Source organism: Serratia sp. BNK-33-b (assembly GCF_048684565.1).
GTDB classification, from domain to species: Bacteria; Pseudomonadota; Gammaproteobacteria; order Enterobacterales; family Enterobacteriaceae; genus Serratia; species Serratia marcescens.
This window is the reverse complement of record NZ_JBLQTZ010000001.1, coordinates 4,580,129-4,595,978: the sequence shown is the minus strand read 5'-3', so window position 1 is coordinate 4,595,978 and position 15,850 is coordinate 4,580,129. Positions and strand designations below refer to the sequence as shown.

Here is a 15,850-nt window from a genome sequence, read left to right as displayed (position 1 = left end):
GAGGAAAATATAATGTCTAATGTTACCACGACGTTTCCGGGTGTTTATATTGACGAAGACGCATCTCCTGCAGTTTCCGTCAGTCAGGGCGCGACAGCAGTTCCACTGTTTATTGGTAAATTTTCTGCATCGGATGACAACTATAAAAAAATAATTACCCGGGTCAGTAGCTGGCTGGATTTTTGCCAAAAATTTACAGTTGATATTGCACTACAACTTTACTTTCAGAACGGTGGTGGTGCTTGCTATATTTATCCCCTTGAGGATGCAACGGATACTGCTTGCACCTCTGGGTTGCCCGATATGATTGATAAAGTCGGTGATATCACCCTGTTTGTCGTATCTGAAAATGATGTTACATACAAGTCAACGGTCTATGGAATCCTGACCCCTTCACTGACGGTGAATAAAGGCTATTTTCTGCTGGCTGACTCCCATGATGGTACGCCGCCTGCTGGCCTGGGGGATAATGCGCATATTGCAGTGTATTACCCTCCACTTATTCCGGTTTCCAGTGCCTCTTCAACTGTCAGTGCGTCCGCGGTGATGGCGGGGGTATATTGTCGCACGGACCGTGAACGCGGCGTGTGGAAAGCCCCGGCTAACGTGGAACTGGCTGGGGTGAGTGATGTCAGTTTTCGTGTCACCGATGATACTCAGAGCCAGATGAATCAGCTCGGCGTCAATGCGATCCGCTATTTCAGCGATCGGGGCGTTATCGCGTGGGGAGGCCGTACTCTGAAGCCTGATGATGATAACTGGCGCTATATTCCGGTACGTCGCCTGTTTGATACCGCTGAGCGTGATATCAAAAAAGCCATGCGAGCCATGGTATTTGAACCTAACAACGCATTGACCTGGAAAAGGGTAAAAATCGCTATCGAAAATTATCTGCATGGTATCTGGCTACTGGGGGGGTTGGCTGGTAACAAAGCAGAAGAGGCCTACAGTGTGCAAATCGGCAAAGACCGCACCATGACCACGGATGATATCAATCAGGGAAAAATGATTGTGCAGGTGGGTATGGCTGCGGTGCGTCCTGCTGAATTCATCATCCTTCAGTTTACCCAGGACATGTCTCAGTAAAGAGATCTCTTTTCCGACCGTTGATAAGTGATAAGGATACTGTGATGGCGATGGTTCTTCCTGGAGTGTCGTACCATGACTCTCTGTTAACGCAAGCGACAGATGACGATCCTGTGACGATGCCTCTGTTTATTGGTTATACCCTTCCTGGTATGACTGCTCCGATGATGCAGCCCTTTAGTGTAGGCTCCTTGACGCAGGTTAGCACTTATTTTGGACCATGTGGGACGCTGGCTTATTCCCTGCGCCACTTCTTTGAAAACGGTGGGCTGCAGTGTTATGTGTTGTCTCTGGGGCCCGGGAAGGTAGAATCCGTCGAGCGTCTGAAGGATTTAATTGCCGCATTACAGACGACACGAATTCTGGACATTATTTTAGCGGATGAGCAGACAGGGCTGGTATTAGTACCGGAACTGAGCGAGTTAAATGATGTTATCGTTTCCTCCTTTCCTGAGGACAATTTTGGCACGGGCGTGGTTGATACCGCCTCGCTTTGGTATCAGGGATGGGAAGCGGTCCTGACCTTGTGTCGTCAGGATCAGCAACGCTTTGCGTTGCTGGAATTACCGGAGGATCCGGCGCAGGCCGTGGCGCTCACCAAACAGTCTTTTTCTGCGGATCTTTGTCAATGTGGGGCCGCTTGGTGGCCGCGGCTGGAAACGTGCTACAGGGATGAGACGTTGGCGTATGTGCTGTTGTCCCCTCTCCCGGCAGTCGCGGCGGCCATTCAGCGCTCAGCCTGCGATAAAGGTGTCTGGAAGGCTCCGGCCAATATCACTCTGAACAGTACGCTCCGACCTACCCAAAGTATCTTAACGTCTCAGGTGTTACTGGGTAGCCGGGGTGTTTCCTGCAACCTGATCCGCAGTTTTGTCGGGAAAGGCGTTTGCTTATGGGGATGTCGGACCTTAGTGGATGGGGACAACACTGACTGGCGTTATATCCAAACCCGTTTACTGGTCAACAGTGTGGAACGTTACTTGAGCAAACTGGCCCGTGCGTATCTGTTTGAGCCGAATAATTCCCAAACGTGGATGAAGTTAAAGGGACAGGTCTGGACGTGGTTGCGCCAGCAATGGCTGGCTGGGGCTTTTTTTGGCACCGTGGAGGATGATGCTTTTTCGCTCAGTATCGGGTTGAATGAAACTATGTCGGAAGATGATATTCTCTGCGGGAAGATTATCCTGCAGGTAAGTCTGGCTTTGCTGGCACCCGCGGAATTTATTGATATCAGCCTGGCGCTGGATCTGCGTAATGGCACTGCCAGCACGCAAACCGGAGTTCAGTCATGATGAATACGCCTGCTGTCTCTCATCGTTTTATCGTCAATTTTTTGTTTAACGACATTCCTAATCCGTTTGACATCGCGTTCCAGCGCGTATCGGGCCTGTCACGCACGCTGGAGGTGAGTCAGTATCGGGAGGGCGGCGAAAACGCACGTAATCTCTGGCTAGCCGAGCAGGTAAACCACGGCAGTCTGGTGCTGGAGCGGGGAGTGATAAATGCCTCTCCCCTGACTATGCAGTTTGATCGCGTTTTACGCCGGGAAAGTACGCAGTGGGCGAATGTGGTTATCATGCTGCTGAATGACCTGGCATTGCCGGTGACCACCTGGACGCTTAGTCATGCACTGCCGGTGCGCTGGCAGATGGGCGATTTGGATGCCAACAGTAACGCTGTGTTAATTAACACTCTTGAGCTGCGCTATCAGGATATGCGCGTGCTGGGGATAAAGCTATGACCGTTGAGATTCGTGAGTTGATCATACAGGTTGAGGTCACGGAGAGTGCGCCGATCGGGGGCACCTGGCCGTTGGCAGAACACCGTGAGTGGGACGCACAACGTTGGGTGGAAATTATTAAACAACAGGTGCTGGAACAACTACTGGAAAGGGGGCGTCAGTGAGCTTGCTTACATGTGGTTTGTCAAAGCTGACCATTAATGCATGGAAGGATCGTGAAGGGAAAATCCCTGCGGGCAGCATGAGCGCGATGTACAATCCAGAGAATATTCAGCTGGATTATCAAACTCGTTTTAGCACAGAAGACACCATTAATCAGGTGCCACAAAGCAACCGTTATATCATTTCCGAGCCAGTCGGTCTCAATCTCACTCTGTTGTTCGATAGCATGATGCCGGGTAATACCACTCCGATAGAAACGCAGTTGATGATGCTGAAATCACTCTGCGCTGTGGATTCTGCAACAGGAACGCCTTATTTTTTGCGCATCACCTGGGGAAAAATGCGCTGGGAAAATAAAGGCTGGTTTGCAGGTCGTGCCCGTGATTTGTCGGTGACTTACACATTGTTTGATCGTGATGCCACGCCGTTACGGGCGACCGTCAGTCTGAGTCTTGTGGCTGATGAAAGTTTTGTTATTCAGCAATCCATAAAAGCACAGAATACTCCCGATTGCGCACTTGTCAGCGTGCCTGATATGGCCTCGTTGCCGCTGTTATCGCTCAGTGCAAGCGAGACGCTGTCCAGCAGTGTCGATTACCTGTCTCTTGCCAGGGAAAATGATATGGATAACCTGGATAATTTTCAGTCCGGGGACCTCTTGCGGGCGACGAAAGGGGGGGGTTCATGAGCCACATCACTCTGGACATTAACGGGCAGAGGAGTGCTCTGGGGCTCCGTCGTTTGCGGGTTCATCAGCAGATAAATGATATTCCTTTTGCCAACTTGGAGCTGAGTATTCCTACCGACAATAATGGTACGACGGATAGCGCGATACAACAAGAAGTCAGCCGTGTCACCCTGGGTGCCCGTGTGGTAATTGCACTGGATGAAAAGCCGTTGTTCAGCGGTTATCTGGTGCAAAAGAAAATGCAGTTAAAGGGGAAATACTGGTCCGTGAAGATGGAAGCTCGTCATTCGTTGCAGAAACTGACATTTTTGCCCCATAGTCGGGTATTTCGCCAACAGGATGACAGCTCCATACTGAAGGGGAAGTTACAGTCCGTGGGGGTGAAACTGACGCAAAACGCGGTTGAGAATATGTGCAGTAAGCATGATCAACTGATCCAGTTTCGTCTTAGTGACTGGCAGTTTATCCGCAGTCGGCTACTGTCCACTAATTGCTGGCTGTTGCCCGATGCTGCCAGTGACCATGTGGTGATAAGCGCGCTGTCAGCCTCTGCCATGACTCCCCGGAAACTTTCCCGCGGTAATGGCGATTATACGCTGTATGAAGTCAACCTGAATTTTGATAACCGCTTTACGCTGGATAGCCTGTCACTGCAGGGATGGGATATTGCCGCACAGGGACTTACCGCTGTACAAAAAAGTCAGGCCGGTACTTTTTGTCCCTGGAGGTCTGAAGGGAATGTCGGACAACCCCCATCCCGGGCACAAGACTATGCCCTTGCATTCAGCATGATGCCCGAAGCCACTCTGCAAACCCTCTCGATGTCGTGGCTTAATCACCAACAACTGACCGGTGTGCAGGGGTATATTGTGCTGGCAGGGACCCGGGATTTCGCACTGGGGGATACCGTTCAATTGAGCCAGTTTGGGACGGGGCTAGACGGCACCGCCATCCTGACTGGGGTCATTCAGCAGTTTGATACTGAGAATGGCTGGCGCAGTGAGTTAGTGACAGGCATGCCGGCATCGATGCTGGAGCCTGTTCCGCCAGTCCGCTCACTGCATATTGCCAAGGTGGCGGATTTTACCGCTGATCCTCAGCACCTGGATCGGATAGCCATTGATTTGCCTGCACTGAATCTGCCCGATTCGCAGATTTTTGCCCGACTGAGCAAGCCCTGGGCCAGTAAAGCGAGTGGATTTTGTTTTTACCCTGAACCCGGTGATGAAGTGGTGGTGGGTTTTATCGACAGCGATCCGCGTTATCCGATGATCCTGGGAGCAATGCATAACCCTAAAAATACCGCCCCGTTCCCACCTGATGAAAAGAACAGTCAGAAAGGGTTGGTCGTGAGCAATGCTGGCAAGACCCAGGCCCTCATGATCGATTCTGACGATAACACGCTGACGCTGCAGGCCGATGATAATACGATCACCTTAACCGGAGAGGGAAACATTGCCGTGAAGACGCAGAATACCCTGAAATTGACGGCCGGTATGCTGGACCTGCAGGCTGACAGTGATCTGTCGATCACCGGTAAAGAGAAGGTGGAGATCACCAGTGCAAACATTAACATGAAAAAAGATTAACGATACAGAGAGTATGAGATGAACGGCTCGCAGGGAAAACTTCCCGGAGCGGGCGGTAACAAAGGCGAAGCAGCACAGAATGACCCGACTGGTGAAAGATAGTGCCGCGATATATTGCCCTGAGATGTGCCGACACGGTTGTTCAGTTGGGACGGACGCAGTGAGCCATCGCCGCTTATGACCGTCATGACAATAAGTATCAGGTCGTATATGGCTGATATCGATAAACATTAACGCTTAAAAAGGGTGAATACAGAAAGGTTGCTATGGTGACTGAATGGTGACAAAGACGGTCAGCGCGTGGCCTGACAAACCGGAAAATTCGCCCGGGTGTCGTCAATGTTAGTACCACAGAAGCTTTGCAAACGGGGATGTGTTCATACAACGGTATGAGTAATGACATATTGACAGAGACGTTGGGGCAATGCTGGTCATTTCCGCCCCAGTTTTCCCCCGCTACCGGCGTGGCTATGGCCTCAGGGATTGAGGCAGTAATGCAGAGCCTGCGCGTGCTGTTTATGACAGAGCCGGGTGAACGGATTATGCGTGAGAGCTGGGGAGGGGGCATGCATGATTTTATTTTTGAGAATATAACCGATGAACTGCTGACTGGTATTCATAACCGTATAGAAGAAAGCATTTTGCGCTATGAACCCCGTGCGGTACTCAAGGATGTCATTATCCGGTCGGCGAAGGGAGATACCAGTCGTTTGCAGGTTCAGATCACCGTTTATCTTTCGGGCACGAATCTGGTCGAGACGGTGGAAGGCCTGCTGAACATCAATGACGGTCAGACGCTGAGGTTGCTGTGAATAAAATAGTGGTGATTGACGGTGATATGCTGAAATTTCCCCCCCGGTTTGGGGACTGTATCGTGACACCTGTTGGGCCTTGCCTCATCGGGGGGAGTGGGGAAGCCTGTATTACGAATAAAAAAATCTGCGTGCTCGGCGATGAGAAAAAAGTATCTATTGCAGCTACTTATACCCGGCCCCCATACACAACACCCGGGACGGGAAATATTACAATAACCGCGTTGGCCGCCGATCAACAGACTGGGTTTGCCACGGCCATAACTGCCATCATTGTTGTAGGCAGACAGTTTGTCGCGTGTTTTACCCCTACTTCTGCGGCGATAGACCCACAAGGCGTTCCGGATTCGGCGCTGAGTCCTGTTTCGGGGGCGGGGAGCTTTGTTAATAGCCAGTCTTTTGTCACGGCCGGGTGAATCAGTTGAATGCTGATACCGCGAAAGCGGGCCCTGGGAGCCTTCATTTATTATCACATAACCAATGGATGACATCATGTCTGACCTGGAACAACTGAAACAAAGACTAGACTCCGGGCTGGAAGAAAATGCATTCCTGTTGGATCCACGGACAGTGTCTGATTTGCTTCAGGCGGTAGCGGGATATACCGGGAACGTACCGTTCTCTGGTCATGCAGGGGCAGTCTGGCAAACCTTCTGGATGGCAGGGAAGGCACCGGATTTGTTGGGCAAGATTTATCTCACCCCTGAGCTTGCAGATAAAACACTGCCGGTACAACAGGCTTTCCTGCTGGCTTTTCTGCATTTGCTTGAGACCCCCAGGGTCTTGCTGAACACACTACCGGCACGGCATCGTGAGCTTTATTACCGGGATTTATTGGGATTCTCTCCCCGCTCCCCCAAGTCGGACAGTGTGGCGGTGAGTTTTACGCTACAGAAAAATGCTCTTCCTTACTGGTTACCTGTCGGCAGTCTTCTGGATGGCGGTCAGGATAGCGCCGGGAACAGCATCAGCTATCAGACTGATGACAGTCTGTTGATAACTGGACAACAGCTGGGCGTGCTGTTCTGGACCAGGAAGGATGGGGGGACGTGGAAACGGTGTACGGCCATTGACACGGATAAAGGGATCTTACTCCCTGCTGAAGGTTTTCGTCTCTTTGGTAAAACGGAAAGTGAAACGGATGAAACTGACGCGCAAACCCCAGGGCTATGGCTGGGGTTCTGCGGGACGTCTGCGAAGGACACCCTGTCAGTTTACTGGTCTGTGCGTGCATCATTTGCACTTGATTTGACCTGGTGGTACTGGAACGAGAGCGCACAATGGGCCTCACTGGAGGCGGTGGTGCAGGACGACACGATGGGCTTATCCGTCAGCAACCTGTGGCGGGCACGGCTACCGGATGATATTCAGCAGGGAGGCGGTGGACTGCAGTTGGATGCAGGTTATTACTGGATAAAGGGCACTCTACCTGAAGGAAGTCTACCTCCTTCAGAATCGATGCCGCGACTGCAGGCCGTTCTGGCCAATGCGATGACCGCGACGCTGGATCAGGAACAGGATATTGATGATCGGCATTTTACCCAGGCATTGCCGGCCAACACTATCACCCAACTTGTAACGCCCGTTTCCGCCATCAGTAATATTAGCCAGCCGCTTCCCTCTGTGGGGGGGCAACCCCGGGAGCCAGAACCTGCAATGTTGCAACGTGCTGCGACGCGGATTGGCCACCGACATCGTGCTATCACATGGAGCAATATGCGTAGCCTGCTGATGGAGCAATACCCGCAGATTTTTGATGTTCGTTTTCCTGACGTGGACACACTGAGCCATCTGCCGGCACCTGAGGAGCAGATGCTGATGGTTATCCCTGATAGCCGTTATTGCGATAATGATGATGCGTTGCGTCCCGCATTAAGTGAGGGAAGGTTGACAGGGATGGCACAATGGTTGACGCAGTACACCTCTCTATGGGCAAAGCCGGCGCTCAGCAATCCAAAATATACTGATGTTAGGGCATGTTATCAGGTGACATTCGTGGCAGGCATCAACCCTGACTATGGCTATCGCCAGCTTGCGGCGCAATTGCAGCAAGAATATATGCCCTGGGCGTGCGATCTGCAGCAGGCGGTGACGCCAGGAAATAAGGTGGATTATTACCAGCTGTTAGCCACGTTACAACTGTCACCCCTGGTTCAGTCCGTGAATGCGCTGGTACTGATTCACCAAACGGAAGCGGGAACATCTGAGGAAACACAGAATACCGTTACTGCTAAATACGACGAGGTGCTTATTTTGTGCCCGGAGGGAGAGACGTATGTCTAAAGATAACGCCTTGTTTCCCGAAGTTAAAGATGCGATTTCGTTTGATGCACTCTGGCAACAAGCCTGCGAGAAGATTATTGCTCTCAGTGGCGATATCTGGACTGATACCGGCGATCACGATCCGGGGATCACTTTACTACAGTCTGCCACCTGGAATTGTTCCGACCTGTGTTACCGTCTGTCGTTGCCCTTAAATGACCTGCTGACTCAGAATGATCAGGATACGTTATTCCCGACCGAGTTTGGTCCTGATTTCGTGCTGACTTGTAATACAGTGACGGCCGAGGATTATCGCCGTGCCTTGCTAGATTTGCACAGCAGTGACATAAAAGGGGATATTGCTCTAAACACCCCGGAACAGGATTTTTTATTCAGCGATGTCTGCCTGATTCAGGCGCCTGAAGAGCGTCGTTTCCATTGGTGGTATAACGCGGACAAACGTGAGTACAGTTTCAGTGAACCCACGGATGCCGGGGAGAAGAAGGAGCTGATCCTGCGTGGAGATCTCTGGCTATCGGTTGTCCCGACCCGTTATACCCAGTCTTTGTCACAAGAAAACAAGACAAAGGTGGATAAATGCCTGAACGGATTTCTCACGGGACATCGTAATCTCGGCGAAGCGGTTTCGTGTATTACTTGGCTACAACCGGTGACCTTTCCCCTTCGGATGACACTTGAACTGTCCGGAGACATTAACGACATTAATCAGATAGTGGCTCACATCTATCAGGTGACTGAAGCGTTTCTTCGACCAACCGTCAGACGTTATACGACCGAACAGCGGCGTGGGCTCGGTGATCCCGATGACGCCATCTTTGAGGGGCCGAGGTTGCAACACGGTTGGCAACAAATCGCACCATCACAGATTTTACCTACGGGATACGTCCTGGATCTCAGCCCCCTTGTTCCGCTTATACTGGCGATCCCCGGTGTGACCAGCCTGACAACCTTAGGCGTCGATTCTGGTGATGAACACATTACGGTCGTTTCGGGGAGCAGTTGGTGCTGGCAGATTGCGGATGGTTATTACCCCCTTTTGTGGGGGGATGATCCCCTGCCGCTATTGGCGAGTCACAACAGCCCGTTAAGCCTGGTGATGGCTGGAGGCATTAATAGCCCGTTGGACAGTGATGCGATGAAGGGCTATCTGACACAGGAAGCGCTGATTGTGACAGCCCCTACGGTGTTACCTGCCGGACGTTTTCGTGATCAGACTCCCTATGTTCCCGTCGGGCAGCGCCTGCCTGAGTGCTATTTATTACAGCAGCCGGATGCCATGATTGATGCGTCTACACGCGGCCTGCATCAATTTTTGCTGCCCGTAGACCAGTTGTTAGCCGACGGCACGGCAGAACTGGCGTTATTGCCGAAATTACTGGCATTCACACATCGAGGTGATGACATTCGGGGTACCCGTTGGCCCTATACAGACACAGAGGTTCAGCAAGCGGTCCATGCATCCTATGCGGCGGCATTGAAGGCGATTGAGCAACGGGATGTGGCTATCTTTTCGGGCCCGGAACATCCGCCTGAACGAGGCAATTACGCCCGCGAACTGGATTTTCTCCAGTATCTGTTGGGCTATTTTGGTACCCAGCGGGCGTCCATCGCATTGACGTCAGATGAGGCTGATTTCCTCGAGACTCAACGTGGTTATCTGGCACAGCAACCCAGCTTAGGCTATGACCGTATTAATATCCGTATTGACCAGGTGTCAGCACTGCAAAAACGTATTGCTGCGCGCATCGGTCTTGATCGTACCTGCTTTGCTGAAAAACCGGACCTTGGACAACTTCCGTTTTATCTGATTGAGCATCGTCAACTGCTCCCTCAGACACCGGACAGCATCTTTGATAGCGAGCAGACCCCGACGGCGTTTAAGATCGATGGCTCTGACATTACCCTGACGCAGGAGCAAAGTGCCGGTAAGGTTGTCCTGGGGCAGCTCATAGACTTGATTGCGATTGAGGGAGAGAGCCGACTTTATGTGAGTCGGTTGCTGGTTATCAATACCCTGGAGGATAGCTTTACCGTCAGTACGGAGAACAGTCAGCAACTGCTCAACAATCTGTCAGGGCTTCAGAGCGCTTGGGATAGTCACAATCTACGCTGGCAGAACAGCAATGTCTGGCTGCATGATATGGATTACCGGCTGAATTATGCCGCTGAGCAACCGCAGGATAAACAGCAGCGTTTAATTGTGAGCAATGCCCAAAGTCCGTATCCCTCGATGGTCAGTGTTGGTGATGTCATAGTTTTACGCCCTGCAGGCCTTCAGTATTCCATGCCGGGGGGAAACCTCTACCGTTCCGCCCCTGTCGGTGCCGACTGGCAGCTTGAGGCGACCATAAAGGCCGTTGATCCGATAGCGGGTACGTTGCTCATTGAAAAAGCGGCTGACAGTCCAGAGGATTTTCCGACTGTAGAGACGGCTTTTCGTTACCAGTGGGCTTTTAGTCAGTCAAACTATGCGACCACCGACAGGTTTTCCTTTGTAGTCAGTGCCGTATTCAATCGCAATCTGACAGAGGAGCAGAATATTGTGCCTGACAAGCTGGTTGCCTGGGTACAGGCAACTATGATGGAGGAGTTTCCGGCCCACGTATCGCTGATTAGCCACTGGCTTGATGCATCAACTTTTGACAATTTTGGGGCGACATATAAACGCTGGCAGAACAACGGGGTACCTCTGGGGGATGACGCCTTTGCGATTCTGCAGATGCTGACCTTAGGACATTTGCCGGTACCTCAACTGGACATTGGCCTGATGCGAATTGCCACAGAGACACAGCGTACTGAGGTCGTCGGCAGTGACGGCACGCAGTGGAATACCGATGCCATACTTAGAGACGAGCTGTTTTATGTCCCGCAGGACGTGCCGACGGTTCCTGAACATAACCACTCATCCGGAGAGAAACATGACTGATAAAACCACTGTGAAAAAAACAAAAAATGCGGTGAATAACCCGGTGAAGTTAAGTAAAAAAGTGAAGGCGAAAAGTGACGGCGGTCTACTGAGTCCGGATGTGCCTCAGGCTTCTGTGCTGAAAGAGCGCTTTAAAGCGGGCAGTATTCCGCTGCAGACCGATTTTGCTGACTTGATTGATTTGGCTAATATTGGCCGTCAGGCTGTGGGTGGCGCAGACGGGCAGTCGGGGCCAGCGGAGGGGTTTACACTCTCTGAACCGGGGCTTCTGGAATTAAAACTCAAAGATAAAGGGGGGATGAGTGTTGATACGGAGGGGGTAAGTGTAAAACCCGGGAATGGTATTACCGTTGATGCTGATGGCGTCAGTATTGACCCACAAACCGTTCTGCCCCGGGGGATTATTACTATGTTTAGCGGCAGTGTTGCCCCGGCAGGATGGGCATTATGTGATGGAAGTCAGGGGACACCAGATTTACGTGATCGATTTATTGTCGGAAGGGGGATTAAATTTAGCGATACGGGGGGAGGGACAACAGTAACAGGGGGGGCTACAGTGACAGGAAGTGTGATTGTTGATAATACCAGGCTGACGCTAGAACAGATACCCAGTCATTCACATGGTTATAACGAGGTGGTTTATACTGGTTATCACTATTATGTGGGTGACTCAAAAGAGGGAATGATTTATGACTGCCACGTGTCACAAACAACTAATTCAGGTGGAAGTCAGGGGCATAGTCATGGTGCAACGTTAACCACCAATTCACACACGCATTCCATCGACCCCACCCCACCTTATTACGCGCTGGCTTTTATTATGAAATTATAACAGTGAGGCATGTGGTTGTGTATGACATCTCTTTTTATTCAGTCTGTCAAAATCAAAATAAAAATGGGTGACCGATTTTGCGGGGAGAAAATCCTGCATTCAGTTTTTCTCAGACCCGATAATTTAAAGTCCATCTTTAGTCAGGTTATGCTGAATAAAAAGGGGGCGACATCACTACAGTTAGCGACGTTGGAACTTAATCTCGGTGTTATTCCGGAAGTACAATTTGACATTCAGTTTAATCAGCGGCTGTCGCAGGTATTTGCACAGTGTCTTGTCAGCGAGGAAGCTTCTGTCGGTGGGGCGCAAAGAATAAACCTCCAAACTCCCCACCCCGGGCTTCAGGAATGGATTAACGAATACCATCCTGATGAAAAAGCATTGTTTCAACAAGCCAGGGACTGTGTACAACCGGGAACACGTAATACCTTATTAAAGGATAGCCCGGCGAGTCTGCTGCAGCGGTTGCTGAGGCAATTGCTTGAGGGGGCGTGGAAATATCCAAAGGTGATGCCGGCATGTTGGTACAATCGGGTGACAGCCGGTCGGCTGTCGACAGGCGCCCTATTGTATTTGCTCAATAGCCAGGAGGGGCAGGACTGGCTGAGTCAGCATACCCCCGCAGTCAGCCTGATGACGGACTGGGCGGCGGCGGTCCAGGGAGAAATTCCATCGGAACTGGTCGTACTGTTACTGACCGGTTCCCTGCCTTCCGACAGCGCATTGCCCAGGCAGCTTGCCTGTCCTCCGGGGGTTGTGGCACGTTGGCTGTTACCATTATGGAACCAGCCAGCCGTGCGCCAGGCTATCCGCCGGCAAAAAGGAGGGCACTGTGTGCAGCAGATTGATGCCTGTCTGGGGCTTTGCGTACCTCGGCGGAATCATGCTTTCATGCCGGAGGATACTGGGATGTATGCGGTCTCTCAGGCTGCGCTATCGAGAGATAGCAACATCCTGGGCGAGGCAATATCTACCACTTCTCGTCGCAGGCAGTCAGGGCGTGATACTCTCGGATCTCTGGATGAGTCTGTGTTGTCGGGGAAGGGGGTCACAAATGCCGGAGTGCTCCTTCTGTGGCCGCTTTTGCCGCAATGGTTTTCTCAGTTGGGCTTGTGGAGGGATGCGGCTTTTATCAGTGACGCTGCGCGGTGGCAGGCCGTGTTTTATCTTGATCGCCTGGTGTGGGGGGAGTCGAACCCGACGGCAGATAGGTTAATATTGAATCAGGTGTTATGTGGCGTTTCTCTCTTAACCCCCGAACCTCTGGCAGAGGCACTGGGAGTATTACAGCAGCCTCTCATTGACGACTGGCTGACGGTTATTGGTCAGCAGCTTGCTGGCTGGCAAACATTGAGCCCGACGGATATCCGGCAGTTGTTTTTACAGCGGCCAGGTGAACTCAATATGGAGGGGACATTCCCCCAAGTTATTGTACATTCAGAACCCTATGATTTCTTACTCAAAGACTGGCCATGGCCGATGACGCTGGCGTCTTTTCCCTGGACGGAACAGCCGCTGACCATTGTATGGCCGCTCACGGGTATGACTGGGTAACCGACCTCCCATTCTGGTAGAGTATCAATATGATGAGTTCTTCAGCCTTTCAGGCTTCGAATGATTGTCCGTTAATGCTGTTGTTCAGCGAGCTGGAACGTATCGACCTGATACTGCAGCGTTATTATTATCGTCTCAATCAAAACCATGACGAGATGTTTAACGCATTTCTGCTAAGCGAAGAGGACGTTGAGGCTCGAATACAACACCCCACGGGCAGGCCCCACTGGGCGGACGTGACTCAGAAAGTATACCGGCACGGTGTCGGTCAGCCCCGGATAACTGACGGCTTAACGGTGCTTATCCAGCGCTTCGAACTCACTGACTTCGAACGGGACACCGTGTTACTGGGGTTACTGCCCCATTTTGATAGCCGGTATCACGAACTGTTTTCGATGATTCAGGGGGAGATGCTGGGGAAACAGCCCAGTTTTGCACTGGCATTAACGCTATTTTGCCATTCAGACAAGGAGCGATGGGCACAGCAGGCCAGTTTTCTGCATTGGGCACCGTTAATCTGCAGTCATTTGTTAGTGATTGAGGAGAATAAACAAAACCAGGGATGGAGCCAGACTCGCTTTATGACTGACAGTAGCCTGTATCATTTTTTACTCGGACATGACTATCTGGCGCCGGCGTTAACGTCGTGGGCTGAGTGGGCCTCCCTCCCGGCGTTGCCTTTTTATTCTGCCAGCGTAAAACACGCGCTGGCAGGGGTATTACAGACCGATGATACGAAGTCTCATCCGGTCGTGATCCTGAAGGGCATGCTGCGGAGTGGTAGAGCTCATACGGTGTCGGGTATTTTTGCCTCTGAAAAGCGACAGACATTGCTGGTCGATATCGACCGGTGTGCCGTGGGGGATGACAATACGCTGTTCATGCACTTCACCTGCCTGTTACGAGAAATCCGAATGCGCGGAGCCGGGATGGTGGTGCGTCATCTGCACACATGGATGGAGAAAAAACCTGCTCTGCTGGAGCGGTTATCTGAGCAACTGAATCAGCCGGGATTAAGGGTGGTATTGCTGGTCGAACCATCTGCCCCGCCTTTATGGCTGAAAAATACGCCAACATTGCAGACAGAGATGCCTGAGTTGACGCTGGAAGAAAAAATGCAGTTGCTGATGGCGTGCCTGCCAGAGCGATGTGCCGCGGACATTGATCTGATAAGTTTAAGTCAGCGCTATACCTTCAATCCGGAAAGCCTGCCGCTGATAATGCAGGAGGCCGGACTGTATCAACAGCAACGTGATCCTGCGGATATCCTGCAACAGTGTGATATTCGCAAGGCACTCAATATTCGCACCCGGCAAAACTTCGGTTCGTTAGCGCAGCGAATTACACCGAAGCGTATTTTAAACGATCTGCTGGTCTCCGATAACCTCCGGGAACAGTTACAGGAGATTATGATAGCCATCAGATACCGGGAAAAGGTGCTGACCGGTGGTTTTAAAGAGAAGGTTGGCTACGGCACAGGGATAAGTGCACTGTTCTACGGCGACTCGGGAACGGGTAAAACGATGGCCGCTGAAGTGCTGGCCGGTTCACTGGGGGTGGATTTAATCAAAGTCGATCTCTCCACAGTTATCAACAAATACATTGGTGAAACCGAGAAAAACATCTCCCGTATCTTTGACCTTGCTGAGCAGGATGCCGGTGTTTTATTTTTTGATGAGGCGGATGCATTATTTGGCAAGCGCAGTGAAACGAAAGATGCTCACGACCGGCATGCCAATATAGAAGTGTCTTATCTGTTACAACGGCTGGAGAGTTTTCCTGGTCTGGTCGTTTTATCCACCAATAACCGGAGTCACCTGGATAGTGCCTTTAATCGCCGCTTTACCTTTATGACCCGCTTTACGTATCCGGATGAGGCGCTACGGCACAAGATGTGGCAGCAAATATGGCCAGAGCACATAAAGGTTTCACCTGACGTTGATTTTAAAAAGCTGGCACAGCGAGCAAACGTCACGGGGGCAAGTATCAGAAATATTGCCATGCTGGCCTCCCTCCTGGCAGAGGGGAATGCACATCAGGAAGTCACTCCTGGTGATATCGATGTGGCTTTAACTCGTGAGTTAGCGAAGTCTGGTCGGGTGGTGATGTAGCTGTGAAGCATCAGGTTCAATGATGTATCACAGAGAATGGTTATTTACTGTTAATGTGGAGGGAGA

13 protein-coding genes are annotated in these 15,850 nt (G+C 51.4%); all 13 read left to right on the top strand.

Annotation, left to right across the window (positions count from 1 at the left end):
* The first annotated feature begins 12 nt into the window (after positions 1-12).
* The 13 genes from ACMGGK_RS22275 to ACMGGK_RS22215 all read left to right on the top strand — a co-directional run bounded on the left by ACMGGK_RS22275 (position 13) and on the right by ACMGGK_RS22215 (position 15,784).
* Complete coding sequence (locus ACMGGK_RS22275) at positions 13-1,086, top strand: phage tail sheath family protein (protein WP_420277264.1); 1,074 nt, start codon at positions 13-15, stop codon at positions 1,084-1,086.
* A gap of 44 nt (positions 1,087-1,130) precedes the next feature.
* Entirely contained in the window at positions 1,131-2,378 is a 1,248-nt protein-coding gene (locus tag ACMGGK_RS22270) for a phage tail sheath family protein (protein WP_420277263.1), read from the top strand.
* Positions 2,375-2,827: a phage tail protein gene (locus tag ACMGGK_RS22265; RefSeq protein WP_420277262.1), complete on the top strand. Its 453-nt coding sequence runs from the start codon at positions 2,375-2,377 to the stop codon at positions 2,825-2,827. The genes ACMGGK_RS22270 and ACMGGK_RS22265 overlap by 4 nt, the downstream gene beginning before the upstream one ends.
* Complete coding sequence (locus ACMGGK_RS22260; RefSeq protein ID WP_420277261.1) at positions 2,824-2,991, top strand: DUF5908 family protein; 168 nt, start codon at positions 2,824-2,826, stop codon at positions 2,989-2,991. The genes ACMGGK_RS22265 and ACMGGK_RS22260 overlap by 4 nt, the downstream gene beginning before the upstream one ends.
* Entirely contained in the window at positions 2,988-3,677 is a 690-nt protein-coding gene (locus ACMGGK_RS22255) for a hypothetical protein (RefSeq protein WP_420277260.1), read from the top strand. The genes ACMGGK_RS22260 and ACMGGK_RS22255 overlap by 4 nt, the downstream gene beginning before the upstream one ends.
* Entirely contained in the window at positions 3,674-5,266 is a 1,593-nt protein-coding gene (locus ACMGGK_RS22250; RefSeq protein ID WP_420277259.1) for a phage baseplate assembly protein V, read from the top strand. The genes ACMGGK_RS22255 and ACMGGK_RS22250 overlap by 4 nt, the downstream gene beginning before the upstream one ends.
* A gap of 371 nt (positions 5,267-5,637) precedes the next feature.
* Positions 5,638-6,078, top strand: a complete 441-nt coding sequence (locus ACMGGK_RS22245) for a GPW/gp25 family protein (RefSeq protein ID WP_420277258.1) — start codon at positions 5,638-5,640, stop codon at positions 6,076-6,078.
* A complete protein-coding gene (locus tag ACMGGK_RS22240) occupies positions 6,075-6,494 on the top strand; it encodes a hypothetical protein (protein WP_420277257.1) in 420 nt (139 codons plus the stop codon). Before ACMGGK_RS22245 ends, ACMGGK_RS22240 begins: the two co-directional genes overlap by 4 nt.
* Before the next feature lie 76 nt (positions 6,495-6,570).
* On the top strand, positions 6,571-8,361 hold the full coding sequence (locus ACMGGK_RS22235; RefSeq protein WP_420277256.1) for a hypothetical protein: 1,791 nt from the start codon (positions 6,571-6,573) through the stop codon (positions 8,359-8,361).
* Positions 8,354-11,287, top strand: coding sequence for a hypothetical protein (locus ACMGGK_RS22230; protein WP_420277255.1), 2,934 nt, complete (start codon positions 8,354-8,356; stop codon positions 11,285-11,287). Before ACMGGK_RS22235 ends, ACMGGK_RS22230 begins: the two co-directional genes overlap by 8 nt.
* A complete protein-coding gene (locus ACMGGK_RS22225; protein WP_420277254.1) occupies positions 11,280-12,119 on the top strand; it encodes a tail fiber protein in 840 nt (279 codons plus the stop codon). Before ACMGGK_RS22230 ends, ACMGGK_RS22225 begins: the two co-directional genes overlap by 8 nt.
* A gap of 21 nt (positions 12,120-12,140) precedes the next feature.
* A complete protein-coding gene (locus ACMGGK_RS22220; protein WP_420277253.1) occupies positions 12,141-13,673 on the top strand; it encodes a contractile injection system tape measure protein in 1,533 nt (510 codons plus the stop codon).
* A gap of 29 nt (positions 13,674-13,702) precedes the next feature.
* Positions 13,703-15,784 (top strand): ATP-binding protein, encoded by a 2,082-nt coding sequence (locus ACMGGK_RS22215; RefSeq protein WP_420277252.1) that lies wholly within the window; start codon positions 13,703-13,705, stop codon positions 15,782-15,784.
* Positions 15,785-15,850: the final 66 nt, after the last annotated feature.